23 protein-coding genes are annotated in these 22,795 nt (G+C 67.9%); 7 read left to right on the top strand and 16 right to left on the bottom strand.

Going from position 1 to position 22,795, the window contains the following annotated elements; all coding sequences use genetic code 11:
• Positions 1-79: 79 nt before the first annotated feature.
• Complete coding sequence (locus AB0H00_RS06420; protein WP_357261712.1) at positions 80-1,504, top strand: NAD(P)/FAD-dependent oxidoreductase; 1,425 nt, start codon at positions 80-82, stop codon at positions 1,502-1,504.
• A 323-nt stretch (positions 1,505-1,827) separates the two neighbouring features.
• A complete protein-coding gene (locus tag AB0H00_RS06415) occupies positions 1,828-2,697 on the top strand; it encodes a hypothetical protein (RefSeq protein ID WP_357261709.1) in 870 nt (289 codons plus the stop codon).
• 187 nt (positions 2,698-2,884) lie between these two features.
• Here the strand turns inward: AB0H00_RS06415 and AB0H00_RS06410 are convergent, their stop codons facing one another.
• From AB0H00_RS06410 to AB0H00_RS06395, 4 genes are all read right to left on the bottom strand, one after another.
• Positions 2,885-3,541 (bottom strand): urease accessory protein UreD, encoded by a 657-nt coding sequence (locus AB0H00_RS06410; RefSeq protein WP_357261706.1) that lies wholly within the window; start codon positions 3,539-3,541, stop codon positions 2,885-2,887.
• Positions 3,531-4,250 (bottom strand): urease accessory protein UreG, encoded by a 720-nt coding sequence (gene ureG, locus AB0H00_RS06405; RefSeq protein ID WP_357261703.1) that lies wholly within the window; start codon positions 4,248-4,250, stop codon positions 3,531-3,533. Before ureG ends, AB0H00_RS06410 begins: the two co-directional genes overlap by 11 nt.
• A gap of 26 nt (positions 4,251-4,276) precedes the next feature.
• On the bottom strand, positions 4,277-4,927 hold the full coding sequence (locus AB0H00_RS06400) for an urease accessory UreF family protein (RefSeq protein ID WP_357261699.1): 651 nt from the start codon (positions 4,925-4,927) through the stop codon (positions 4,277-4,279).
• A gap of 134 nt (positions 4,928-5,061) precedes the next feature.
• Positions 5,062-6,534 (bottom strand): MFS transporter, encoded by a 1,473-nt coding sequence (locus AB0H00_RS06395; RefSeq protein WP_357261696.1) that lies wholly within the window; start codon positions 6,532-6,534, stop codon positions 5,062-5,064.
• Between the two features lie 92 nt (positions 6,535-6,626).
• On the opposite strand from AB0H00_RS06395, the gene AB0H00_RS06390 reads away from it, so the two are divergent.
• Complete coding sequence (locus AB0H00_RS06390; protein ID WP_357261693.1) at positions 6,627-7,313, top strand: helix-turn-helix domain-containing protein; 687 nt, start codon at positions 6,627-6,629, stop codon at positions 7,311-7,313.
• Between the two features lie 48 nt (positions 7,314-7,361).
• The gene (locus tag AB0H00_RS06385) at positions 7,362-8,357 is read left to right on the top strand and encodes a zinc-binding dehydrogenase (protein ID WP_357261690.1); all 996 of its coding nucleotides are present in this window, start codon (positions 7,362-7,364) and stop codon (positions 8,355-8,357) included.
• Positions 8,358-8,460: 103 nt separating this feature from the next.
• Here AB0H00_RS06385 and AB0H00_RS06380 read toward each other — a convergent pair whose 3' ends face one another.
• The 3 genes from AB0H00_RS06380 to AB0H00_RS06370 form a co-directional block, all read right to left on the bottom strand.
• The gene (locus tag AB0H00_RS06380) at positions 8,461-9,138 is read right to left on the bottom strand and encodes an O-methyltransferase (protein WP_357261687.1); all 678 of its coding nucleotides are present in this window, start codon (positions 9,136-9,138) and stop codon (positions 8,461-8,463) included.
• 183 nt (positions 9,139-9,321) lie between these two features.
• The gene (locus AB0H00_RS06375; protein ID WP_357261684.1) at positions 9,322-10,593 is read right to left on the bottom strand and encodes an SPFH domain-containing protein; all 1,272 of its coding nucleotides are present in this window, start codon (positions 10,591-10,593) and stop codon (positions 9,322-9,324) included.
• Positions 10,593-11,024, bottom strand: coding sequence for an NfeD family protein (locus tag AB0H00_RS06370; RefSeq protein ID WP_357261681.1), 432 nt, complete (start codon positions 11,022-11,024; stop codon positions 10,593-10,595). Before AB0H00_RS06370 ends, AB0H00_RS06375 begins: the two co-directional genes overlap by 1 nt.
• A gap of 128 nt (positions 11,025-11,152) precedes the next feature.
• Between AB0H00_RS06370 and AB0H00_RS06365 the strand changes: the two genes are divergently transcribed.
• The 3 genes from AB0H00_RS06365 (at position 11,153) to AB0H00_RS06355 (ending at position 13,591) form a co-directional block, all read left to right on the top strand.
• Positions 11,153-11,977, top strand: a complete 825-nt coding sequence (locus AB0H00_RS06365; protein ID WP_357261679.1) for a DUF3097 domain-containing protein — start codon at positions 11,153-11,155, stop codon at positions 11,975-11,977.
• A gap of 157 nt (positions 11,978-12,134) precedes the next feature.
• Entirely contained in the window at positions 12,135-12,950 is an 816-nt protein-coding gene (locus AB0H00_RS06360) for a hypothetical protein (protein WP_357261676.1), read from the top strand.
• Positions 12,951-13,423: 473 nt separating this feature from the next.
• Positions 13,424-13,591 carry a hypothetical protein gene (locus AB0H00_RS06355; protein ID WP_357261673.1) on the top strand — a complete coding sequence of 56 codons (168 nt, stop codon included), beginning with the start codon at positions 13,424-13,426 and terminating at the stop codon, positions 13,589-13,591.
• On the opposite strand, the gene AB0H00_RS06350 is transcribed toward AB0H00_RS06355, so the two are convergent.
• The 9 genes from AB0H00_RS06350 to AB0H00_RS06310 form a co-directional block, all read right to left on the bottom strand.
• The gene (locus AB0H00_RS06350; protein WP_357261670.1) at positions 13,583-13,831 is read right to left on the bottom strand and encodes a hypothetical protein; all 249 of its coding nucleotides are present in this window, start codon (positions 13,829-13,831) and stop codon (positions 13,583-13,585) included. The two genes, AB0H00_RS06355 and AB0H00_RS06350, sit on opposite strands and share 9 nt — an antisense overlap.
• A 74-nt stretch (positions 13,832-13,905) precedes the next feature.
• Positions 13,906-14,967 (bottom strand): ferrochelatase, encoded by a 1,062-nt coding sequence (locus AB0H00_RS06345; RefSeq protein WP_357261667.1) that lies wholly within the window; start codon positions 14,965-14,967, stop codon positions 13,906-13,908.
• 22 nt (positions 14,968-14,989) lie between these two features.
• A complete protein-coding gene (gene inhA / locus AB0H00_RS06340; protein WP_357261664.1) occupies positions 14,990-15,826 on the bottom strand; it encodes an NADH-dependent enoyl-ACP reductase InhA in 837 nt (278 codons plus the stop codon).
• A gap of 80 nt (positions 15,827-15,906) precedes the next feature.
• On the bottom strand, positions 15,907-16,623 hold the full coding sequence (gene fabG1, locus AB0H00_RS06335; RefSeq protein WP_357261661.1) for a 3-oxoacyl-ACP reductase FabG1: 717 nt from the start codon (positions 16,621-16,623) through the stop codon (positions 15,907-15,909).
• 79 nt (positions 16,624-16,702) lie between these two features.
• Positions 16,703-17,707 carry a VWA domain-containing protein gene (locus tag AB0H00_RS06330; protein ID WP_357261658.1) on the bottom strand — a complete coding sequence of 335 codons (1,005 nt, stop codon included), beginning with the start codon at positions 17,705-17,707 and terminating at the stop codon, positions 16,703-16,705.
• Entirely contained in the window at positions 17,704-18,654 is a 951-nt protein-coding gene (locus AB0H00_RS06325) for a DUF58 domain-containing protein (protein ID WP_357261655.1), read from the bottom strand. Before AB0H00_RS06325 ends, AB0H00_RS06330 begins: the two co-directional genes overlap by 4 nt.
• 32 nt (positions 18,655-18,686) lie before the next feature.
• Entirely contained in the window at positions 18,687-19,883 is a 1,197-nt protein-coding gene (locus tag AB0H00_RS06320; protein WP_357261652.1) for a MoxR family ATPase, read from the bottom strand.
• 134 nt (positions 19,884-20,017) lie between these two features.
• Positions 20,018-21,433, bottom strand: a complete 1,416-nt coding sequence (locus tag AB0H00_RS06315; RefSeq protein WP_357261649.1) for an NlpC/P60 family protein — start codon at positions 21,431-21,433, stop codon at positions 20,018-20,020.
• A gap of 547 nt (positions 21,434-21,980) precedes the next feature.
• Positions 21,981-22,625, bottom strand: a complete 645-nt coding sequence (locus AB0H00_RS06310) for a DUF6676 family protein (protein WP_357261646.1) — start codon at positions 22,623-22,625, stop codon at positions 21,981-21,983.
• Positions 22,626-22,795: the final 170 nt, after the last annotated feature.

Raw genomic sequence — 22,795 nt, 5'->3', positions numbered from 1 at the left:
GGAGGGCGCGCCGACTACGGTTGGGCGTGTCAGAAACCGTTGCCGGGGACGAACCCCCGGTCCATCGAGGAGCAGGACGATGAGCACTCAGACTGTCGAGAACCGTCACCGGGTGGTGGTGATCGGTTCGGGCTTCGGCGGCCTGTTCGGCACCAAGCACCTCAAGCGCGCCGACGTCGATGTCACCCTGATCTCCAAAACCTCCACCCACCTGTTCCAGCCGCTGCTCTATCAGGTCGCCACCGGAATCCTGTCGACCGGCGAGATCGCGCCCGCCACCCGGCTCGTCCTGCGCAAGCAGAAGAACGCGCAGGTGCTGCTCGGCGAGGTCACCGGCATCGACCTGCAGAAGAAGATCGTCACCTCGCGGCTGCTGGACCAGGACACCGTCACCCCGTTCGACAGCCTGATCGTGGCGACCGGCGCGCAGCAGTCCTACTTCGGCAACGACCGGTTCGCCACGTACGCCCCCGGCATGAAGACCATCGATGACGCACTCGAGCTACGCGGGCGTATTCTCGGCGCGTTCGAACAGGCCGAGCTGGCCACCACCCAGGAGCAGCGCGACCGGCTGCTGACCTTCGTCATCGTCGGCGCGGGCCCCACCGGCGTCGAGCTGGCCGGGCAGATCGCCGAACTCGCCGACCGCACGCTGGAGGGCACTTTCCACAACATCGATCCGCGCGATGCGCGTGTCGTGCTGCTCGAGGGCGCGGGCGCCGTACTCGGACCGATGGGGCCGAAGCTCGGCGGCAAGGCCGAACGGCGGCTGGCGAAGATGGGCGTGGAGATCCAGCTCAACGCCATGGTGATCGATGTCGACGCATTCGGGGTCACAGTCAAGGACTCCGACGGCACGGTGCGCCGCATCGAGTCGGCGTGCAAAGTGTGGTCGGCCGGCGTGCAGGCCAGCCCGCTGGGCAGGATGATCGCGGAACAGTCCGACGGCACCGATGTCGACCGGGCGGGCCGGGTCGTGGTCGAGCCGGATCTGACCGTCAAGGGCCACCCGAACGTCTTCGTCGTCGGCGACCTGATGTCGGTACCGAATGTGCCGGGCCAGGCGCAGGGCGCCATTCAGGGCGCGACCTACGCCGCCAAGCAGATCAAAGCGGGGCTGAACGGCCAGGCGGAACGTAAGCCGTTCAAGTACTTCAACAAGGGCAGCATGGCCACCGTCTCGCGGTTCAGCGCTGTATGCCAGGTGGGCAAGCTGGAGTTCGGCGGTTTCCTCGCATGGCTGGCCTGGCTCGGGCTGCACCTGTACTACCTGGTCGGCTACCGCAGCCGGATCATCACCGTCATCCAGTGGTTCGTCACCTTCCTCGGGCGCACTCGCGGACAGATGGCCGCCACCGAGCAGTGGGTATTCGCGCGGCTCGCCTTGGAAGCCATCAGCACCGGCGACGACGAGGACGCCGAAGAACTCGCCGCCACGCTCGGTGCCGCCAGCAACAGCCGGGTCGCAGTGGACAAAGCCACCAGGGACGCGAAGGCGGGCTGACGCCCGTTTGCACCCATCCGGCGAACCTTCGTGGTCTCCTCGTGGGCCCTTTCCGGTCGGCCCTTTCCGGGCTCCACGTCACAGGTTGCCGTCCCGGCCCGTCGAGCGGCCCGATCCGGGCGGCTTCGGCGTCGAGACGGAAGCTTGCCCAAGAAGCCACCTAATAGCAACTCTTCAGCTATGCTCGCGCTGTTGTGTCACCGAGAGACAACCAATCCGCGTGGCCAGCAGGTACGAATGTCGGCGTCGAAAGTCTCTTTCCGTATGAAAGGTGATCGATGGGCACAGGCAAGCACAGAGTTCACGACCCACAGCGACAGAGAATGAGCTCGATGGTCGTGGCGGTAGCAGTTCCACTGGCGCTGCTGGTGGGAACCGGCACTGCGAACGCCGAGCCCGCTCGGCCCACCCCGCCGGTGACCCAGCCCGACCAGACCGACCCGCAAGCCGACCCCCAGACCAACCCCACCGACCCGCAAGCCGACCCCCAGACCGACCCCACCGCCCCCCAGACCGGCCAGACCGACCCCCAGACCGGCCAGACCGACGAGTCGGCGCAGTGGCCTGCCGCCGAAGAGCCGAATGTGCATCCGTACTTGGGACGGCAGATCCCGGAGGGCACGCTGAGTTCACTGCAGTGGGCGCGGCCGATACCGGACAGAAAGTACCTGGCGCCCCTCGGCCCCCTACACGGGCCCGTTCCGGTCGCCCCGGTTCCGCCGATCGCGCCGCCGCCCGGCAAGTTCCGCTTCGGTGACGTGGTGGTCGACGCGCCGGAATCGCAGCTCTATCGCGAACAAGCCATCCAGATCAACGACGGCGCAGCGGTAGCCGAGGCCAATATGGCGACATTCCTCGACTCGATCGGAATGGAACGCAGCAGGTCTGACAGGATCGCAAGCGAGACCGTCGGCGCCGCGGCGACAGGCGCGGCGACAGGCGCGGCGATAGCGAGCCCTTTCGCGCTGTTTTCGGCAGCCGTCGGGGGCGTGATCGGCACAGCCATCGGCCTGCCGTTCGCGCCGATCGGCCTCGCCGCCATTCCCATAAGCATCGCTTACGGCGCGGCTGTCATCGCCGTCCCCATCGCGGCCATCGGGGCGGGCGTCGGTGCGGCCGTCGGTGCGGTGCACTCTCTCAGCGCGCCACCGCGTGCCATCAGCGAGTCATCAGACGGTGCGCTCGAGGAATGACCGAGAAGGGTGGGAACCCGACGACATTGTCGGGTTCCCACCACTTTTCTCCCCCGTCCGGATTACACCGTAGCTGGACGAATTCGGCACACCAGCCGCTCATTACGACTCGCGAGGCCGACTTCGGAATGTCGGGGCGCCATCAGAGCGCGGCGCCAACGGCGGGTCGACACCGATCCCCTCCGCGTCATCCGGTGACAGTGAGCAGCGACCCGGTGCGAGTGAACAAGCTGCCGCCGGCCGCGAGCGGCAGCCGAGTCTGCGTCAATCCTGTTGTCGCCACCGGGCGCTTGTCGGGGTAGACGAGTTCGCTCTCCAGTGCGCGCGGGGCCGCCAGCGCATCGTCTGCCGGCGTGCCCGCACCCAGTTCCAGGCGATGGCGCAGCAACGGCGTGGCGTCGAGGTCGGCGATCAGCTCTCCCTGCCACCAACCGTCGTCCTCGCCGGCGCGGCCGATCTGAATTCGTTCGCGCATCCGCAACCGGGCATCGGAGGCCAGCCGGATCGTGGTGACGGTGTGGTGCCGCGCACCGCCCGCGACGATCATCGGCTCGGGATCGATATCCAGTGTGCCCCCGCTGCCGATCTCGAAGTGCCAGCGACCGATCGACAACGGAGTCGCCACGCTCGGTAGTGCGATGGTCGCCGCGACCGAACGCACCACAAGCTCGGCGCCCGGTCCGACCGCAATGGTGATATCGAGCTGATCACCACCCAGCGGCGTGGCGGCGGTGCCGATCAGATGCACCATGTGCGGGCCGGTACGGCGAGCCGACAGTCCGCCGCTCGCATGGATCTCCGGGAGGGTCGCGTTGGTCGCGACTATCCGTAGCTCAGTGCGCAACTGAGGATTCAGTGCCCGCCGCGCGGTCCTGCTCGGCTGCCGTGCGCAACTGCTGGCGCACCCAGGAAAGTACCGGGATGGCGGCTGGGTCTTCGGTGAGCGAGATGAGCGCGGTCGGGCGGCCATCGCGCACCCGCGCTGCGTCCCGCTCCATCACGCCGAGATCGGCGCCGACCAGCGGGGCCAGGTCGGTCTTGTTGATCACCAGCAGATCCGAAAATGTCACCCCGGGGCCGCCTTTGCGCGGGACCTTGTCACCGCCCGCCACGTCGACGACGAAAATCTGCACGTCGATCAGTCCGGATGAGAAGGTCGCGGTGAGGTTGTCGCCGCCGGATTCGACCAGGATCAGGTCCAGCGGGGGGTTAGCCGCGACCAGGTCGTCGATGGCGTCCAGGTTCGCGGTGATGTCGTCGCGAATAGCGGTGTGGGGGCAGCCGCCGGTCTGCACAGCGGTGATGCGTTCGTCCGGCAGCACCGCGTGGCGGCGCAGGAAGTCGGCGTCCTCGGTGGTGTAGATGTCGTTGGTCAGTACCGCCAGCGACAGCTCGTCGCGCAGCTGCCTGCACAGCGCGGCCACCAGCGCGGTCTTGCCCGACCCGACCGGGCCACCGATGCCGATGCGCAGCGCCTCGCCGGGTGTGCGTGCCCGCTTGGGCCGATCGTGGATATGGTCGTGCGGCTCACCGTCGATCAGGTGCGGGGGCATTGCGCGATCTCCTTCTTCCCGAGGCTTCAGCTGGCGAACAGCGGCATTTCGCGTTGCAGGTGGCGCTGGGCGAGCGCGTCCTGCAGCGGATCGGACACCGCGGCGAGACCACTCGCCGCCTGCTCAGCGGTACGGTCACACAGGTCGGCGAGACGAATCGTGCATGCGGCGACCGCGGCGGGGTCCAGGGCAAGCAAGCGCTGAGCGGCGGTCGCCGCACCGGTGAGCGTGGTGTAGACGACGACACCCGCCGTCTCCCTCGGCGACACCGCACAGGTCGCGCCGACTACGCCGAAGACGGTGGACAGGTGCGGTGTGGCGCCCAGCACCGACCAATCCGGTCGGGACCACAGCTGTTTAGCGAGGCGCAGCAGGCCGCGGCCCTGTGCGCGGGATGCGGTCCGCGCACCGGGCGCGGGTGTCCGCGCGTCGGTCTCGGCCTCGGCGCGCACCGGATCGAGTTCGCCCGCGCACACCGCCGCGGCCATCGACGCCGCGACCAACCCGGAGCTCCGGATCCTGCGGCGCAGATACAGCTCGACGGACGCGACGTCGCGGACCAGACCGGATGCGACGGCCTCCTCGACGCCGCCGGAGTGCACGTGCCCGCCGATCGGCAGTCTCGAGTCGGCGAGCGCGAGCAATGTCGCCAGACTTGTCGTTCCGGATTCCCGCACTCGTCGATCCTATGTCCCGGCGTGTCGCACAGGTGTCGCGGGAGTTTCGCGGACGTTCCGGCGGGTCAGCGACGGAAGCTACAGTAGATGACTGCGCGGCCTCGCGCGTCGGGTCGGTCCAGGCCTGCAGCCGCTCACCGCTTCGCGGGCGAGGCGAACCGTGCGATCAGCGCCATAGCCACGAGCACCGTCGCGCCGACCGCCACCGCGATATGCATTCCGCTGACAAATGATGCACGCGCGGACTCGATCAACGCCGCATTGCCGTTGGCATGCTGGATGGTTTCGCCGAGCGTGGCTGCGTAGTCGCCGCCGGAACGGAAGATCAGCGCCGCAAGCGAACCGAGCAGCGCGAGCCCCAGCGCGTTGCCCAGCTCGAAGCTCGTCTCGGAAATACCGACGGCCGACCCGGCCCGCGCGGGCGGCACCGATGACACCGCGACGTCCGACACCAGCGTGAAGGCGAGGCCGTAACCGATGCCCGCGACCGTGGACCCGGTCAGATACCACCAGAGACCGCCCTGCACACCGACGCCGAGCAGCATCAGGTTGCCGACCGCCGAGGCGAGCAGCGCGAACACGAATGTGGTGCGCGCGCCGAGCCGGTGGCCGACCCGCGCACCGCTCATCGAACAGACGAACACCGCGGCCGCCATCGGAATGCCCAGCAACGCCGCGGCCAGCGGCTCGCGCCCGGTCACCGATTGCAGATAGATACTGGTGAGGTAGCTCATGCCTGCCAGCGACATCATGCCGGCCAGGCTGGAACCGATGGCCACCGAGAACTGGGCCCGGCCGAACAGCCGCAGATCCAGCAGCGGTTCGTCGAGCCGGCGCTGCCTGCGGACGAACACGGCCAGGATCACCGCGCCGATCAGCGCGATGATGGTCGCCTGCGCATCGATCCCCTCGGTCGCGGCGTGCTTGATGCCGTACACCATCGGGAGAATGCCGCCGATGGACAGTATGACGCTCGGCAGATCCAGCGGACCGAGCACGCCTCCCCGATGCTCCGGCAGTACGAACGGACCGAACGCGAGCAGGATCAGCAGCACCGGAATGTTGATGAGAAACACCGAACCCCACCAGAACTGATGCAGTAGCACACCACCGATAATCGGCCCGACGGCCGAGCCCCCCGCGAAGAACGCCGTCCAGACGCCGATCGCGGCGGCCCGCTCGCGGGCATCGGAAAACAGGCTGGAGATCAGCGCCAGGCTGGACGGCAGAAGGGTCGCGCCGCCGATGCCCATCAGCGCCCGCGCCGCGATGAGAACACCCGCGCTCGGCGCGAACGCCGCGATCACCGACGCTATCCCGAAGACGGTGGCTCCCGCGAGGAGGATGTTGCGCCGGCCGATCCGGTCACCGAGGTTGCCCATGGTGATCAACAGACCCGCGATCAGGAACCCATAGATGTCGAGAATCCATAGTTGCTGGTCCGCCGAAGGGTCCAGGTCGACGGTGAGGGTCGGCAGCGCGAGGAACAGTACCGAGATGTCCATCGACACCAGCAGCACCGGCAGCAGCAATACCGCGAGGCCCAGCCAGGCGCGGCGCGAGGCCACCGTGCCCGGTGCGGTCCGCACCGCCTCCAGGTCCGTCATTCCGAACTTCCTCTCCCGCGCCGCGTACGCCGTACGCATGAGTCCGGGTACAGTGTACGCAACCCGCCACGGAACGGAAAGCGAGTCGTGGGATGACCGAACCCAAGCTGCATCGCGCCGCCATCGTCGACACCGCGATCGCGCTCGCCGACACCGAGGGCCTGGACGCGCTGTCCATGCGGCGCATAGCCGAGCGGATGGGCGTGGGCGCCATGTCGCTCTACCGCCACGTGGCGAACAAGGACGAGCTGCTGGCGTCGATGACCGACGAGGTAGCCCGGCGCAATCCATACCCTTCGCCGGAGGGTCGGCAGTGGACCTGGCGTGACCGGGTGCGTATCGCCGCAGAGATCGACTGGGCCCTCTATCGACAACATCCGTGGGTGCTGCTCACCTTCGCCACGCCGCGCTACAGCTTCGGGCCGCAGAGTCTGGCATGTCTTGCCTGGCTGGTCGAAGGCTTTCTGGAGCTCGACGTCTCGACCCGCGAGGCGACAACCATGGCCTTCACCGTGTGGAACTACATCTCCGGCGCCACCCTGCCGGAGATCAGCGCCGCACTGATGGCGCGCAAGGGTATGAACCCCGAGGGCGACAACGGGCTGCGGACGCTACTGAAAGGGGCGGCACAGACGCCGGTCCCACCCGCGCTGGTAGATCTCGAGGGCAGCGGCGTCAGCGATCTGACCCAGGAGGAACTGCTCTACGTCGGGCTCGACGCACTCTGCGACGGGTTCGCCGCACGAGCGGCGCGCCGAAGGCCCTTGACCCCAACCTAACTTGATGTTGAAGGGTGGTCGGCAACTGCCTCACCAACAGGAGCCACCATGTACGCCATTCGCCTCCATGCCTTCGGCCCAGCCGAGAACCTCCAGTACGAAACCCTGCCTGACCCAGCGCCCGGCCCCGGGCAGGTACGGATAGCGGTGGCGGCCGCTGGAGTCCACCTTGTCGACACCACGCTGAGGAAGGGCCAGACCGGACCGTTCCCCCTGCCGGAACTGCCGACCATCCCCGGCCGCGAAGTCGCGGGCACCGTCGACCGGATCGGCGCCGATGTCGACCCGAGTCACCTCGGTGCACGGGTGGTGGCCCACCTCGGCGCGGTGCCCGGTGGTTACGCGGCACTCGCCGTGACAGAAGTCGCTCGGCTGCATGAGATTCCGGTGAACCTCGATCCAGCCGAGGCGGTGGCGATGATCGGCACCGGCCGTACCACCTCGGGCATCCTCCAGTTCACCGAACTCGGCCCCGCCAGCGTCGCCATGGTGACGGCCGCCGCCGGCGGCATCGGCACGCTGCTGGTGCAGTCCGCCAAGAATGCCGGGGCGACGGTGATCGGGCTTGCCGGTGGGCCCGCGAAAGTCGATCAGGTGCGGCGTAACGGCGCCGATCTCGCGGTGGACTACCTGCGACCGGACTGGCCCGAGCAGGTTCGGGAACGTATCGGCGACCGCGGCGCCAGTGTGCTGTTCGACTCGGTAGGCGGCGAGATCGCCCGTGCCGCCCTCGGTCTGCTCGGCAAGGGCGGGCAGCACCTGATCTACGGCTGGTCCGGCCAGACGTCGGATGAGCAAGTGCGGCAGTCGCTCTCGGTCGACGAACTGGCCGCGCGCGGTGTCACCTCCCACGTGGTGATCGGCCCGCCGATGCTCGCGCGCGCCGGCGGCGATCTGCGCGTACTGGAGGAGCGCGCGATGGCAGAGGCGGCGGCCGGTCGCCTGCGCCCCGCGGTACACCGCTTCCCGCTCGCCGAGGCCGCCGCCGCCCACCACGCGCTGGAGACGCGCGCGACAACCGGGAAGGTGGTCCTCATCCCTTAGCCGAATGCGCCCCGCGTCGGCTTGCCGAGCTGGCCGACGCACTACACCGGTAACCGGCCCGGACGGGGCCGCGCAGTGGACTGACCTCCGCGACAGAATCTGCTCAGTCGCCGATGTCGCCGTTCACAACGGCGTAGGCGAAGCCGTCCCAGCCCTTGCTGCCAACGGTCTGAACCACGGTCGCGTCCAGGCTCGGTTCGGCGGCAAGCAGGTCGAGCAGGTCACGGCAGGCCTGGGCGTTCGGATCATCGGAGTGTTCATCGGCGAGTGCGCCGCCGCGCACCACGTTGTCGACGACGATCACCGAACCAGGCCGGGTCAGGCGCAGCGCCCACAACACATAGTTCGAGTTGTTCACCTTGTCCGCGTCGATGAACACCAGGTCGAACGGCTCCGGGTCCTCCTCCGCGAGTACGGGCAGATTGTCGAGCGCTGCGCCGACACGGATCTCCACCCGGTCGCCGACACCGGCCCGGTCGAGGTTCGCGCGGGCGACCTCGGCGTGTTGAGCCGCGAACTCGAGGGTGACCACCTGCCCTTTCGGGCCGACCGCACGGGCGAGCCAGATCGTGCTGTATCCACCGAGCGTGCCGATCTCCAGCACCCGCCGCGCCCGGACCGTCCTGGCGAGCAGATGCAGGAATTTCCCCTGCGCCGGTGACACGTCGATCGAAGGCAGCCCCGCCGCCTTGTTCGCCCCCAACGCCGCTTCGGAGTCCTCATCCACCACCAGTGTGTCCACGATGTAGCGGTCCACGTCGGCCCATCCGGGTGTCGTCATACCTGGAAGTCTGCCACTCGATTCCGCCCGCCGGGAATCAGCTTCCCGAGTAACCTGCCGATCACCATCCCGTACCACCTCACCCCGCACGGCGTGTGCGACGTCGTCGACGTGATCGTTGCGGCGATCCGCGCCTGTCGCACAATTCGGCTAGCGAATTCCGCGACAGCCGACGACATCGCACTACTTCGACAAGTTCTCCGGGGGCTGCCAGGGGCGGCCGTGCGGATCGTCGGGGCGATAAGCCGGCGGCTGCGGCGGCTGCTGTTGTGATGGCTGTTGGGGCGGGAAGGCTTCCTGCGGGGGGAGGACCGGCTGATGTGGGGAGGGTTGGTAACCCGGCGGCGGTGTGGGCGTCATGCCCTCGACCGGAGTGCGTGCCGTCGCCTCAGCGGCGCGGACGGCCCGCTCGATGGTCGGGTCGGGCGCGGTGTCGAACCAGTCCGCGACGTCGGAGTCGTCCTCCGGCTTGACTTCGGAGCCGTCGGTCGCGGGCGGTTCGTAGCGGAAGACGCCGTCCTCACCCTGGGTGCCGAAACTCTTGGCGAACCCTTCGAGCGCCTTACCGAAGTCGCTGGGCACCAGCCATACCTTGTTGGCGTCACCGCGGGCGACCATCGGCAGCGTCTGCAGGTATTGGTAGGCAAGCAGTTCCGGTGTGGGCTTGCCGGATTTGATAGCGGCGAAAACCTTTTCGATGGCCTTGGCTTGGCCCTGTGCCTGCAGGTAGGAGGCGGCTCGCTCACCCTGCGCGCGCAGGATCCGGCTCTGCCGTTCACCTTCGGCCGCCAAGATCGCCGACTGCTTGGCGCCTTCCGCGGACAGGATCTGCGCTTGCTTGGAACCTTCGGCCGTCTTGATCTGCGATTCGCGCGTGCCCTCCGCCGTGAGGATCATGGCGCGCTTCTCGCGGTCGGCCTTCATCTGCTTCTCCATCGACTCCTGGATCGACGGTGGCGGATCTATGCTCTTGAGCTCGACCCGCGCGACGCGCAGGCCCCAGCGGCCGGTCGCCTCGTCGAGCACGCCGCGCAGCTGGCCGTTGATCGAGTCGCGGGAGGTCAGCGTCTGCTCGAGCGTCATGCCGCCGACCACGTTGCGCAACGTGGTGACGGTCAGCTGCTCGACCGCGGCGATGTAGTTGCTGATCTCGTACACCGCCGCCTGCGGGCTGGTCACCTGGAAATAGACCACGGTGTCGATGTGCAGAGTCAGGTTGTCCTCGGTGATCACCGGCTGCGGCGGGAAGGAGACCACCCGCTCGCGCAAGTCCACCTTGGCCCGGATCCGATCGGCGAACGGAACGAGGAACGTGAGCTGGCCGGATACGGTGCGCGAATAACGGCCGAGGCGCTCGATGACCGCGGCCTCGGCCTGCGGCACCAGCGCGATCGACTTGAAGACCACCACCACGACCAAAAGGACGAGAACAGCGGCGACGATCAGTACAGCCATTACGGCCCCTTCCAGACGACGGCGGTCGCGCCGTCGATCTTCATGACATAGACGGTCGTACCCGGCTCGTAGACCTCGGTCGTGTCCATCGGTCGGGCGGTCCAGACCTCGCCGCCCAGCTTCACCTGCCCGGAATGGGCCGCGACCTGTTCCAGTACCAGCGCCGTCTTACCAGGCAAGGCGTCCACATTCGTCGGAATCGGCGGCGGAGTACCGAAGCGCCGACGGATATACGGGCGGACACCGAGGAACAGCACCGCCGAGATCACAGCGAACACAATGGCATCCACCACCAGCGAGGTATCCGCCGCGGCGCCGACGCCCGCGGTGCCGAGCGCGGCGACGCCGAGCATCAGCAGCGTGAAGTCACCGGTGAGCATTTCCGCCGCCGCGAGCAGGATGCCCGCGACCAGCCAAAAGATTGCGGCCACGCCACCCACTGTAGTGCGCCGATCATGATTCCGGGCGCGGAAGGACACGAGCGCGCGGCACGAATTCGCCGCGGTGACGCGCGGGCGGTGACACCGAAACTCACAGCGGCGGTGCTAGCTTCAGGCGGGTGAGCGCGCGTGACAGGTATGGTGACATCTTCTCCGGACATCCTCGATCGAAGCAGCGGGCGGTGCCGACGGTAACCGCGGAACGCGACTTGGTCGTCGAGGACGCCGCCACCGGATTCTGCGGCGCCGTGGTCGGTTTCGATCGCAGCTACGACGGCGAGTTCGTGAAGCTCGAGGACGCCCGCGGCGTGGTGCGCCTGTTCGCGCTGCGTCCGGCCGCATTCCTCATCGATGGCAAGCCTGTGACGCTGGTCCGGCCCTCCGCCGCGCCGCCGAAGAAGCAGACCCGCTCCGCCTCCGGTTCGACCAGGGTGGAGGGCCTGCGTGCCAGGGTGGCCCGCGGTAGCCGGATCTGGGTGGAAGGCGTGCACGACGCCGCGCTGGTGGAGCGGGTGTGGGGACACGACCTTCGGGTCGAGGGCGTGGTGGTCGAACATCTGGAGGGCCTGGACAACCTGGCCGAGCGGCTGGTGGAGTTCGACCCGGGGCCGGGACACCGGGTCGGTGTGCTGGTCGACCACCTGGTCATCGGGTCCAAGGAGACGCAGCTGACCACCGGACTCGGGCCGCACGTGCTCGTGACCGGACATCCGTTCATTGACGTGTGGCAGGCGGTGCGGCCCGCGGCCGTCGGAATCGCGCGATGGCCGGAGGTGCCCCGAGGCGAGGACTGGAAGACCGGCATCTGCACGCGCCTGGGCTGGGGTACCCCGCAGGATGGCTGGCGGCGGGTATACGACGCCGTGACCTCCTTCCGCGATCTGGAAGCCCCCCTGCTCGGCGCGGTGGAACGCCTGATCGACTTCGTCACCGAGCCGGATTAGGCCGAATCCCAGAAGGTGGGTGCGGGAGGCACATGCCAGGAGATGCCGGCGCGGGCGGAGCGGCGGACGCGAACGGCCCGCCCATCACCGCACGCAGCTCGAGAATGCTCGCCGCACGGATGCCCGAGAGTAGCGCGAACCTTTATGCTCGATAATTATGTGCTCTCCAAGTGCGACGCTGACGGTGTGGGCCGGCTCATGGCTGGCCGGCTGCAGCGCGCCCGACGACATCTTGGCTGCCTTGCATGCATGGGCGCCGAGGCACACGATCGCGGCAGGTGACCCGGTCACCGGCGGCCGCACGGACCTGCCTTGGTCGTCGCACGGGAATCTGCCGGGCAGCGGGGTCATGGCGCTGCTCAAGGTGATTCGCGAGACGATGGCGCAGCCCGGCGCACAGCTACGGCTTGTACTCCCGGTCCCCGGCGACGTGCGTGGCCTGCCCGGGGGGACGGCATTCGCCGCCGACGCCATCGAAGCCGAGGAGGGAATCCTGATCGGTGTCCCCGGCTCCGACGGCACCGGCCTCATCCCGCAGTGGGCCGACGACGACACCCTGCAGTGGACTGTCTACAGCACCCCCATCCCCTCGGCGCCAGGCTCCGACATGTCGCTCGGCGAGGCCGAATACGCCATGCGAGAAGCGGTCCGCGACGCCGCCGACGCCCTGATGAAACTCCACACCACCTCCGTCGGCGCGGCCGAGTCCGATCCGCGCGAGCTCATCGAGGCCGAACTCGCCGACTACTCCCGGCACGACTACCCCGGCTCGATCCCCTTGCGCGCCAGGCGGATTCTGAATACCGCCGACCATGTCGCGGCCATCCTCACGGTGGCGCAGCGAGAGCCCGCCGCCTCACCCACCTCCGCCAGCGCGATCGGCGCGCAAGAATCGCTGCTGCGCCCACTCTGGGACGCGATCCGCGCGGCGCGGTTGGTCGCGGTGCACGCCTCGGCGCGCAGCAACCACTGAACCCGCGCCGATCTGGTTGAACAGGCGATCAGCGATCTTCCCAGCAGGCGGTGTGGCACGCGCATTTACCGTCGTGGCGCCGCGGCCCTCGCCACCGCGCTGATCGGTCTCGCTTCGCCTGCCCAGCCTCCGCGATCGTGGGCGGCCCCGGGCGACGGTGGGCTACCCGTGGCTGGCCGCCGTCGACACACCACTGTTCATCACCCGCCCCACCGGCCAGTTCTGCGGCGGCGCGCTCATCATGCCGGACCAGGGATCACCGCGGCGCACTGTGTCGACCCGGCCAGACTGCTGCCCGAGGCGCTCACCTCACCTTCGGCCGCGACGACCCCTCGGCGCCACAACCGACTCCGTGCTCGGCAACACCTACGACCTCCGCGGAAACGACGGAACCACCGTGCGGACAAAGATCTTCGTGTCCACCCGAACGGCGCCGCGACCCGAACGGGCTACTGCTGCGGCGGGTAGGGCGGTTGGTATTGCTGCTGCGGCGGTTGGTACTGCTGCGGCTGTGGTGGGTAGGACTGCTGATACTGCGGCGGCGCCCCGAATCCCTGCTGGTGCGGATACGGCTGCTGATCCTGATGAGGTGGATACGGCTGTTGATACTGCGGCGGCTGCGATTGCTGGTACTACTGTGACGCATACGGCTGCTGCGGCTGATTCGAGTTCTTTCTCTTGCCCAGCCAGATCGCGAGCCCGATGCCGACGACTACGAGCCCGATACAGAGAATGCCGACCCAGATCGAACCGCCGCTGCCGCTACTGCGACCGCGCCGCCTGGCCTCGGTCGAGTCCAGCGCCACGGTCCACACACTCGTATCGGACCAGGCATGTGGATCGAGCACCGCGGCGTTGGTCAGCACGTCGGCATAGGTCATCGAGAATTACCCCCTAAGGAATGGATTCAGCGCTCGGTCTCAGGCGCAGTCGATGCTAACTCGCCCGATCCAAGTCACTTCCCAACTGTGGGACGGCGCGGTGCGGCGCAGCAACCGCCGGCGCACGGGGTGCCGTTAGGTGTACAGCCGTAACCCGGGACCTCGCCGAGCCTTCGGGGTTCGTTCTCGTCCAGTTGCTCGGAGATCAGTTCGACGACCAGCTTCGCGAAACGGGGATCGGTGCCCGGCGTGGCGGCGCGAGCAAAAGCCATGCCCAGTTCGGCGGCCTTCTGCGCGGCCTCGTTGTCGAGATCCCAGATGACCTCGAGGTGGTCGGACACGAAGCCAACCGGGCAAACGACGACCGCCTCGACCTCCTTGGCCGCGAGGTCGTCGAGGTGGTCGACGATGTCCGGCTCCAGCCACGGCACCTGCGGTGGGCCGGACCTGGACTGCCACACCAGATCGTAGCCGGTGAAACCGGTTGCGGCGGCGCACAATCGCGCGGCCTCGGCGACCTGACGGCTGTACAGGCGGCCACCATCGGCAGGCGGGCCCGCAGCGGCGTCGGCCGACACCGGAATCGAGTGCGCGGTGAACACCAGTCGCGCGCCCGCACGGCGGTCGGCCGGAAGGCGCTCGCGCGCCGCGCGAATCGCGTCGGCGAACGCGTCGATCAGCAGGGGGTGGTCGAAATAGTGGCGCAGTTTCACCAATTCCGGCGCACCGGAACCGAAAGCGGTACGCGCCCTTGCGATGTCCTCGTGGTACTGCAGGCAGCCCGAGTAGCCGCCCCACGCCGAGGTCGAGAACACCAGCGCGGAACCGACACCGTCGGCAGCCATCCGCGCGACGGTGTCCTCCACCATGGGATCCCAGTTCCGGTTACCGAAGTAGACCGGCAGATCGATACCCGCCGTGGTCAATTCGGTCTCGACCGCGGCGATGATGTCGCGGTTGAGCGCGTTGATCGGCGAGACGCCGCCGAAATGCCGGTAGTGTTCGGCGACCTCTTCGAGACGTTCGCGCGGCACTCCCCTCCCCCGGGTGACATTCTCCAGGAACGGCATCACGTCCTCGGGACGCTCCGGGCCGCCGAAGGACAGCAACAGCAGCGCGTCGACAGCACGAACCACAGTGCCTCCTCCCGAATCAGGCTCAGTTGATCGACATGTTCTCCGGGAACCAGGTGTTGTGGCTGGCGCCGCCGTCGACGTAGATTATCGAGCCCGTGGTGCCGGGCAGCCAGTCCGACAGCAGCGCGACGATCGACTTCGCCACTACCGTCGGGTCGTCGACGTCCCAGCCGATCGGCGACGCGCCGTCCCAGTAGGTGTTGAGCTGGTTCAGCTTCGCGGCGTCGTCGGTCGCGGTGCCCGCGATCGCCTTGGCGGCCAGTGTCTTGATCGGACCGGCGGCGATCAGGTTCGAGCGGATCTTCTTGGCGGTACCCACTTCCCGTGCCACGTACCGGTTCACCGACTCCAGCGCCGCCTTCGCCACGCCCATCCAGTTGTAGAACGGCATAGCGGTGCGCGGATCGAAGTCCATGCCGACGATCGAGCCGCCCTCGTTCATCACGGGAAGCACCGCGCGCGACAGCGACGCGTAGCTCCATGCCGAGATCTCGAACGCCTTGGCTGCGTCCGGGCCGGGACCATCGAGGAATGGACGCGCCTCCGGCCCCATCAGGGTGCGCGGCGCGAACGCGATCGAGTGCAGGAGCCCGTCAAGCCCTTCCGGCGCCAGCTGACGCACCTTCTCGGCGAGCGCGGCGAGGTCATCCTCGCTGGTCACGTCGAGCCCGATGGCAGGCGGAACCTCCTGCGGCAGTCGCTTGGCGATCCGGTCGATCAGCCGCAGCCGCTCCGGGATACCGGTGATGATCACCTTCGCGCCCTGCTCCTGCGCGACCGCCGCCGCGTGGAACGCGATCGACGAATCGGTGATGATGCCGGTGACCAGAATGGTCTTGCCTTCGAGCAGTCCGCCCATGAGTCCTCGGTTCTCCTGAAGTCGAATGTCTGAGTTGCATGCGGCCCGAAGGTCTCGGCACCGCGCGGCTTTGGGCTAGCTCAGTGGCCCATGCCCATGCCACCGTCGACCGGTATCACGGCACCGGACACATAGGCTGAGTCCTCGGAGGCCAGGAAGCTGACAACGGCCGCAACATCTTCCGGCTGGCCGAGCCGCTGCAGAGGAATGAACTGCTTCGCCATGTCGCGGTACTTTTCGTCCAGTTCCGCGGTCATATCCGTTTCGATGAACCCTGGCGCGACGACATTGGCGGTGATCGATCGCGAGCCGAGTTCCCGGGTGATCGATCGCGCCATGCCGATCACGCCCGCCTTGGAGGCGGCGTAATTGATCTGGCCGGGCCCGCCACCCATACCGACCACCGAGCCGAGGAAGACCAGGCGGCCCCAGCGCGCCCGCAACATCGCCCGGTTGGCCCGCTTGGCCACCCGGAACGCACCGGTCAGGTTGGCGTCGATAACCCGGGTGAACTGCTCCTCGGTCATCCGCATGAGCAGGGTGTCGTCAGTGATGCCCGCGTTGGCCACCAGCACCTCGACCGGACCCTGGTGCTGCTCCACCTCCGTGAACGCCCGATCCACCGACTCACTATCGGTCACATCGCATTTCACACCGAACAGCCCGTCCGGCACCCCCGAACCACGATGCGTGACGGCCACCTTGTGACCGTCAGCAAGCAGACGCTGCGCGACCGCGAGACCGATGCCGCGATTACCGCCGGTCACCAGGACCGACCGAGACGTGATGTTCGACATGAAGACCAACCTATCTGTTCGGGTTCGTGCGCCGCGCCCGGGCTCCACACCTTCGCGTGAGGCCATAGTCGCGTCCGCGCTACGGCAGGCGTTGACGATAGAGCAAGCCGGTCACGACGCCGGCGGACACGAGCAACATGCCGAGCAGCAGCCACGGCCTGCTGGCGTCGCCCCTGGTCATCTCATAGCCGATCTGCTGTTCGAGTGTGTCGTACACGGCGGTCAGCTCCGCGAGGCTGGAGGCGGTGTAGAAGTCGCCGCCGGAGAGCTTGGCGATCTCGCGCAGCGCATCGTTGTCGACGGGCACCTTCACCCGCTGCGTCCCCTTGCCGTCCTGGTCGGGGATCTCCACCGATCCCCACTCGGTGCCGAACGAAATCGTCGACACCGGAACGCCCTTGCTCTTGGCCAGCCGCGCGGCGGTGAAACCGTGGCGGGGGTTGTCGACATCCTTGTCGTCGGGCACGGTCTGCTTGCCGTCGGACATCAGCACGATCCGCGCGGGCGGCGGCGTCTCCGCGCCGCCGAGCACGGTGGCCAGCGTCTCGATCGACTGCAGCGCGGTGAGAATGCCCTCACCGGTGGCGGTGCGCTCGGCGAGCTTGATGTTGTCGATGGCCGCCTTGACCGATTCCCGGTTCACGGTCGGCGGCACCATCACCGACGCGGTGCCCGCGAAAGTGACGAAGCCGAGGTTGATGCCGGGAGTCAGCCCGTCGACGAACTCCTTACCTGCCTTCTGCGCCACCTGCAACCTGCTCGGCGGCACGTCGGTGGCCTCCATGGACAGCGAGACGTCCATCACCAGCATGACGGTCGCGCGGTTGCGCGGCACCTTCTTGACCGCCGTCGGCCCGGCCGCGGCGACGGTGAGGAACACCAAGCCGACCAGCATGAGCGCGACAGCCACGTGCCGGAACGGGCTCGGCCGCGCGGGCGCGACCTTCTCCAGCAGCTCCATGTTGGTGAACTTCAACATGTGCTTGTGCCTGCCGCGCTGCACCAGGATGTAGCCGAGCGCGATCAGTGCGACGACCGCGAGGAATCCGAGCCAGAGCTGCGCGGTGAAATGCGAAATACTCACTGGCGTGGCACCCGCCCGGTCGGGGCGCCGAAGCTGTGGCGCCGGGTGGACACGAACCGGACCACGTCGGCGATCCAGTCCCGATCGGTTTGCAGGGTGAGGACCGGGGCGCCACAGCTGCGCAGGGCCTGTTCGACCTGCTGACGATGGCGCTGGGCAGCGGCCGCGAAATCGGCGCGCAATGTGGGGGTCACGCTGAATTCGCGGGTGCGCCCGGTCTCCGGATCGTGCAGCACGACATCGCCCATATCAGGCAGCGACAGGTCGCGTGGGTCGAGCACCTCGACCGCGAGCAGATCATGCCTGGCGGCGATGGCGCGCAGCGAGCGCTGCCAGTCGATATCGCCGAGGAAGTCGCTGACGATCACCGCGAGCCCCCGTTTGCGTTGCGGGCGGCGCAGCGACTCGATGCCGCCGCGCAGGTCACCGCGCACGCCGTCACGCGCGTGCCGCGTGGTCGCGATGCTGCGCAGCATCGACTGGGCGTGGACGCGCCCGCTGCGCGCGGGAATGCGGACCAACTGCTCGCCCGTCGCGACGACCGCGCCGATCCGGTTGCCGCCGCCGCTGGTCAGATAGGTGATGGCAGCCGCGGCGGCGATCGCGAGATCGCGCTTCTGGCAGGCGGCGGTACCGAAGTCGAGGCTGGCTGACAGGTCGACCACCATCCAGGTTTCCAGCTCCCGGTCGGCGATCATCTGCCGCACGTGCGGATGGGTGGTGCGGGCGGTGACCGACCAATCCATCTGGCGCACATCGTCACCCGGCTGGTAGGTACGCGCCTCCCCCGGCTCGGAGCCGGGCCCGGGAATCAGACCGAGGTGGTCGCCGTGCAGCACGCCGTCGAGTCTGCGGCGCACGGTGAGCTCGAGAGTCTTCAGCGCGACCGACAGCCGCGGGTCGGTCAGCTCCCCCGATCGGAACGATGGCGGTCCGTGAGACGACATCGACACTGCGGCAACCGGATCCGATGCCGAGGTCACTTCGACGGGAAGTTGCCGGCGGGCTGGGACTGCTGCCCGTTCGGCGGCTGCGGCACGGCCTGCTGCTGCGGTGAGGGCGGCTGCGGGATCTGCTGCTGCGGAGCCTGCTGAGAGGGAGCGGGCGGCGCGGCCGGAGCGCCCGGCGCGACGGCATGCGGCGCGACCTGCGGCAGGCCGATGGTCTGCAGCACGCGCTTGATGACGTCCTCCGGGCTGATCTCGTCGGCGAGCGCGTCGTAGGACAGCACGAGCCGGTGGCGCAGCACGTCCGGGATCACTTCGACGACATCTTGCGGCACGACGTAGTCGCGCCCGCGGATCAACGCGACGGCGCGGGCCGCGGCGATGATGCCGAGGCTGGCGCGCGGTGAAGCGCCGTAGGAGATCCAGCTGGCCACGTCCTGCATGCCGAAGTCGGCGGGCTTGCGGGTCGCCGCGATCACCCGGACCACGTAGTCGACCAGCGCGTGATGGACGAAGGTGTTGGCCGCGACCTTCTGCAGGCGGATCAGCTCCTCCGGCTGCAGGATGCGGCCGGCCTCCGGTGGAGTCACGCCCATCCGGTAGATGATCTCGCGCTCCTCCTCCACGGAGGGGTAGTCGACGACGACCTTGAACAGGAAGCGGTCACGCTGCGCCTCCGGCAGCGGGTACACGCCTTCACTCTCGATCGGGTTCTGGGTCGCCATCACCAGGAACGGATCAGGCATCGGGTAGGTCTTGCCGCCGATCGACACGTGCCGCTCGGCCATCACCTCGAGCAACGCCGACTGCACCTTGGCCGGTGCGCGGTTGATCTCGTCGGCGAGTACGAAGTTCGCGACGACCGGACCTAGCTCGGTATCGAATTCCTCGCGGCCCTGCCGGTAGATACGGGTACCGATGAGGTCGGTGGGCACCAGGTCAGGCGTGAACTGCACGCGGGCGAACGAACCGCCGACCACTTTCGCGAACGTTTCCACCGCAAGCGTCTTCGCGATACCCGGCACACCCTCGAGCAGGACGTGGCCACGCGCGAGCACACCGACGAGCAGCCGCTCGACCAGACGATCCTGGCCCACGATCACGCGCTTGACCTCGTAGATCGCCTTCTCCAGGGTCTGGACGTCACGCTCGATGGTGCTGGGCGCGGAGGCAGGCGCATCTTTCGCCAAATTCGCCCCGCTCACACCGTCCGTCGAAGTCACCAACATCCCCGCTTTCGCCTTAGTCCTGTGCGTGCTGCCACAACTATTCCAGGTAATGGCCGCCTGTGCCGCACCCGGACCCGACAAGAACGGAATTCGACGGTTTCCCAGCCCGCTTCACACCCGGAATGTCCGATATGTCAGGGGAGGATACGGACCGCGTACGGCATGATGCCGCCCTCACGGACCGCGGACACCTTGACCACCTCGCCGGACTGCGGCGCCTCGACCATTGTCCCGTTACCGAGATAGAGCGCCACGTGCTGACTGCCGTTGGGCCCCCAGAACAGCATGTCGCCACGTTCGCGCTGCCCCACCGGCACCCGCGTGCCCGCGTTGTACTGATAGCCGCTGTAGTGCGGCAGCGATACTCCGACGCCCGCGAAGGCGTAGACCATCAGCCCCGAGCAGTCGAAGCCCACCTTGTCGTAGTCGCCGTGATTGTCGGCGACGCCGCCGTCGCGGATGCCCAGCGTCGGTCCGTCCTCATCGCCTCCGCCCCAGGCATAGGTGACGCCCAGCTGTGACATTGCCCGATCGACCACGATCTCGATCGCCGCGGAACCGCCGACCGAGGGCGTGGTCGCCCGGGGGGATCCTCGCCGCGGCGGCGCGTCCTCGATCTGGGCGTGCGGACGCCTGCCCGCACCGAGCTCGGCGGCGCGGTCGCGGGCGGCTTGGTCGGCAGCGGCACGAGCGGCGGCAGCGGCGGCGGCCGCACGCACCGCGGATTCCTCCGCCGTGCGCTGCGCGTCCCAGGCCAGGTACGCATCGCGCTGATCCCGCAGACCCGCCACGTTCTGGCGCGCCAGACCGAGCCTGCCCTGCGCGTCCTGGCGCTTGCGGAGCAGGTCGGCGCGCTGCACGGCCTGCTGGTCGAACTCGGCCTTGGCGGCGGCGACCGCGTTCTGGGCGCCGACCTTCCTCGCCTCGGCGGCGGCCGCGGCCGCGGCGGCGGCGGACTTCGCCTGGCGCGCGCTGGAGTTCTTGTTGCCCTGATCGATCTGCGCGCGGCGCAGGCTGTCGAGCACCTGCCGCTGGTTTTTGGAGACCAAGTTCAGCAGCTCGGCCTGATCGAGCGCGGTTGCCGGAGTGGCGGCCGCGAGGTAAGTGACCATTGATTCGGAGGCCGGCCGGGTGTAAGCCTGGGCGGCGAACTGGTCGAAGTTACGCCGTGCCTGGCCGACTCGCGTTCCGGCAGCAGCCAATTCGCACTGGGTGTCGGCGACCACCGCGGCGGCGGCGTCGGCGGCGGCACGCGCGGTCTGCAGGTCGACCAGGGCCTTGTTGACGTCTTCGCGCTTTCGCGCGACCGCGTCGTCGAGTTCCCGCAGCTGCTGGTCGACTGCGGCGACCTGGTTGATCAGAGTGCTCACCTCGGTGATCCCCGCATCGACCTGCGCTCCGGCCTCGGCGATCTGGCTGTCACTGGGATTCGGTGGCGGTGGCGGCAACGCGTCGGCAGGCCCCGTGGCGACTAGCACGGAAACCATAGCCAGCAATCCCATAGCGATCCACGAAGGACGCCGGTGGGCGAACTCACCGTTACTGCACATCGCACCTCCCAAGGACCGGATTCCGGCAATGCCCCATAGACATCAGCAGAACCATGACGCACGGTGGCCGACAGATGGCCTCTGGAAACACTTATTCCCCAGCAGCAACCATTCGAACCGTACGACACTTAAGTCACCGAGGAAACTCCCGCAACAGAACTACACGCGCGTAATTCTTATTTTGCCCAGAATTTGCCAGATGACACTTCGGCTTCGTGAAGTAAGACAAACCAGACGTTCATAAAATTAACTGCCGAGAAACCAAAGCCTCGGTGAGCGCCGAGTCGCACCAGCACAATCGATAGGGGGCACCCGGCTGCCATCGCACGATCCAGCACCGGAGGACCGGCCTGCCGAAAGTGGCGCGGCCGCGAAGGACCGGCACTCGCGGTCGGCCATGCCGCCGGACGCGCGGAACCGCCACCGATCGGCGGGCGCCCTACCGCACGACAAGGATCGGAGCGGCCCACAGAACCGACCCCGTCGACGGTCGTCGTACAGCGACGAAAATCAGTCGGCCTAACACCGACCCACGAATGACTCCGCGCTAGATCGCCCGAATGTCGGGTGCCGCGTCCTCTCGAAGCCGCAGATCGCCGGAACTCCGCACGAGCGCGCCCTCGCTCCGCCGCGCCCGCCTGGCCTTGACCCCGTACAGCCCACCGATGGCGGCCAGTGTCCCCAGCAGCAGTACGGAGGTGATGGCGGTCCATGACACGGATTCCGGGGCCTCCAGACGACCGACGAAAATCGTGGCCGCCTCCGAGCTCTTACCGTGCGTCTCCTTCGCGGCGTCCTCCGCCCATTCCAGCCGAACGCGACTCACCGAGTCGCTGTACGTGCCGACCCAGTCGTCGCTCAAGACGACGACGGTGCCGTGCTGTGTCTTGCCCACCTCGGTGGCCAGGTCACGTAGGCTCGAGTCGTGGCCTGGGTTGCCGGGAACTACCACAATGCTCAACGGGATTCCGTGAGATCGCGCATCCGCGGCGATGGTCGCCAACTCCGCCTTGTCCTTGCCAGTGAGGGTCGCGACGTGGTCGTCAGCCAGATCGGCATTGAGCGAGCTCACGGTGTCGGCGCTGATATTCGGCGGCAGTTCGGCGGCCATAGGGGTGAAAACCGAGGTGTGCGGGGCGGTCATCTTCCATCCGGTCTGTCGAGCCGCATCGGCATCCGAAGCGACGGGCATCCAACACTGCAGGGTTGAGCGAGGTCCCCCTTGCTGGCTCGAAAGCACAGTACGCGACGGAGTGTCGCAGCACGCACGTGCGGCACACCCAGCGGCCCCCAGGTGTTTCACAGGACAAGCGTACTGTTAAGGTCGTAGCGCGAGGAACCGGCGCCTTCCGGCGCGGGAGC

Source organism: Nocardia sp. NPDC023852 (assembly GCF_040639505.1).
Lineage (GTDB): Bacteria > Actinomycetota > Actinomycetes > Mycobacteriales > Mycobacteriaceae > Nocardia.
Note: the sequence above shows the minus strand (reverse complement) of the source record. Positions and strands in the feature narration are given on the sequence as shown.

Excerpts from the sequence above, each read along its gene's own strand:
- AB0H00_RS06420 (WP_357261712.1), top strand. The coding sequence starts at position 80 with ATGAGCACTCAGACTGTCGAGAACCGTCACCGGGTGGTGGTGATCGGT.
- AB0H00_RS06415 (WP_357261709.1), top strand. The coding sequence starts at position 1,828 with ATGAGCTCGATGGTCGTGGCGGTAGCAGTTCCACTGGCGCTGCTGGTG.
- ureG (WP_357261703.1), bottom strand. The coding sequence starts at position 4,250 with ATGCCCCCGCACCTGATCGACGGTGAGCCGCACGACCATATCCACGAT.
- AB0H00_RS06395 (WP_357261696.1), bottom strand. The coding sequence starts at position 6,534 with ATGACGGACCTGGAGGCGGTGCGGACCGCACCGGGCACGGTGGCCTCG.
- AB0H00_RS06390 (WP_357261693.1), top strand. The coding sequence starts at position 6,627 with ATGACCGAACCCAAGCTGCATCGCGCCGCCATCGTCGACACCGCGATC.
- AB0H00_RS06385 (WP_357261690.1), top strand. The coding sequence starts at position 7,362 with ATGTACGCCATTCGCCTCCATGCCTTCGGCCCAGCCGAGAACCTCCAG.
- AB0H00_RS06380 (WP_357261687.1), bottom strand. The coding sequence starts at position 9,138 with ATGACGACACCCGGATGGGCCGACGTGGACCGCTACATCGTGGACACA.
- AB0H00_RS06375 (WP_357261684.1), bottom strand. The coding sequence starts at position 10,593 with ATGGCTGTACTGATCGTCGCCGCTGTTCTCGTCCTTTTGGTCGTGGTG.
- AB0H00_RS06360 (WP_357261676.1), top strand. The coding sequence starts at position 12,135 with ATGTGCTCTCCAAGTGCGACGCTGACGGTGTGGGCCGGCTCATGGCTG.
- AB0H00_RS06350 (WP_357261670.1), bottom strand. The coding sequence starts at position 13,831 with ATGACCTATGCCGACGTGCTGACCAACGCCGCGGTGCTCGATCCACAT.
- inhA (WP_357261664.1), bottom strand. The coding sequence starts at position 15,826 with ATGGGCGGACTGCTCGAAGGCAAGACCATTCTGGTCACCGGCATCATC.
- fabG1 (WP_357261661.1), bottom strand. The coding sequence starts at position 16,623 with ATGTCGAACATCACGTCTCGGTCGGTCCTGGTGACCGGCGGTAATCGC.
- AB0H00_RS06325 (WP_357261655.1), bottom strand. The coding sequence starts at position 18,654 with ATGTCGTCTCACGGACCGCCATCGTTCCGATCGGGGGAGCTGACCGAC.
- AB0H00_RS06320 (WP_357261652.1), bottom strand. The coding sequence starts at position 19,883 with ATGTTGGTGACTTCGACGGACGGTGTGAGCGGGGCGAATTTGGCGAAA.
- AB0H00_RS06315 (WP_357261649.1), bottom strand. The coding sequence starts at position 21,433 with ATGTGCAGTAACGGTGAGTTCGCCCACCGGCGTCCTTCGTGGATCGCT.
- AB0H00_RS06310 (WP_357261646.1), bottom strand. The coding sequence starts at position 22,625 with ATGCCCGTCGCTTCGGATGCCGATGCGGCTCGACAGACCGGATGGAAG.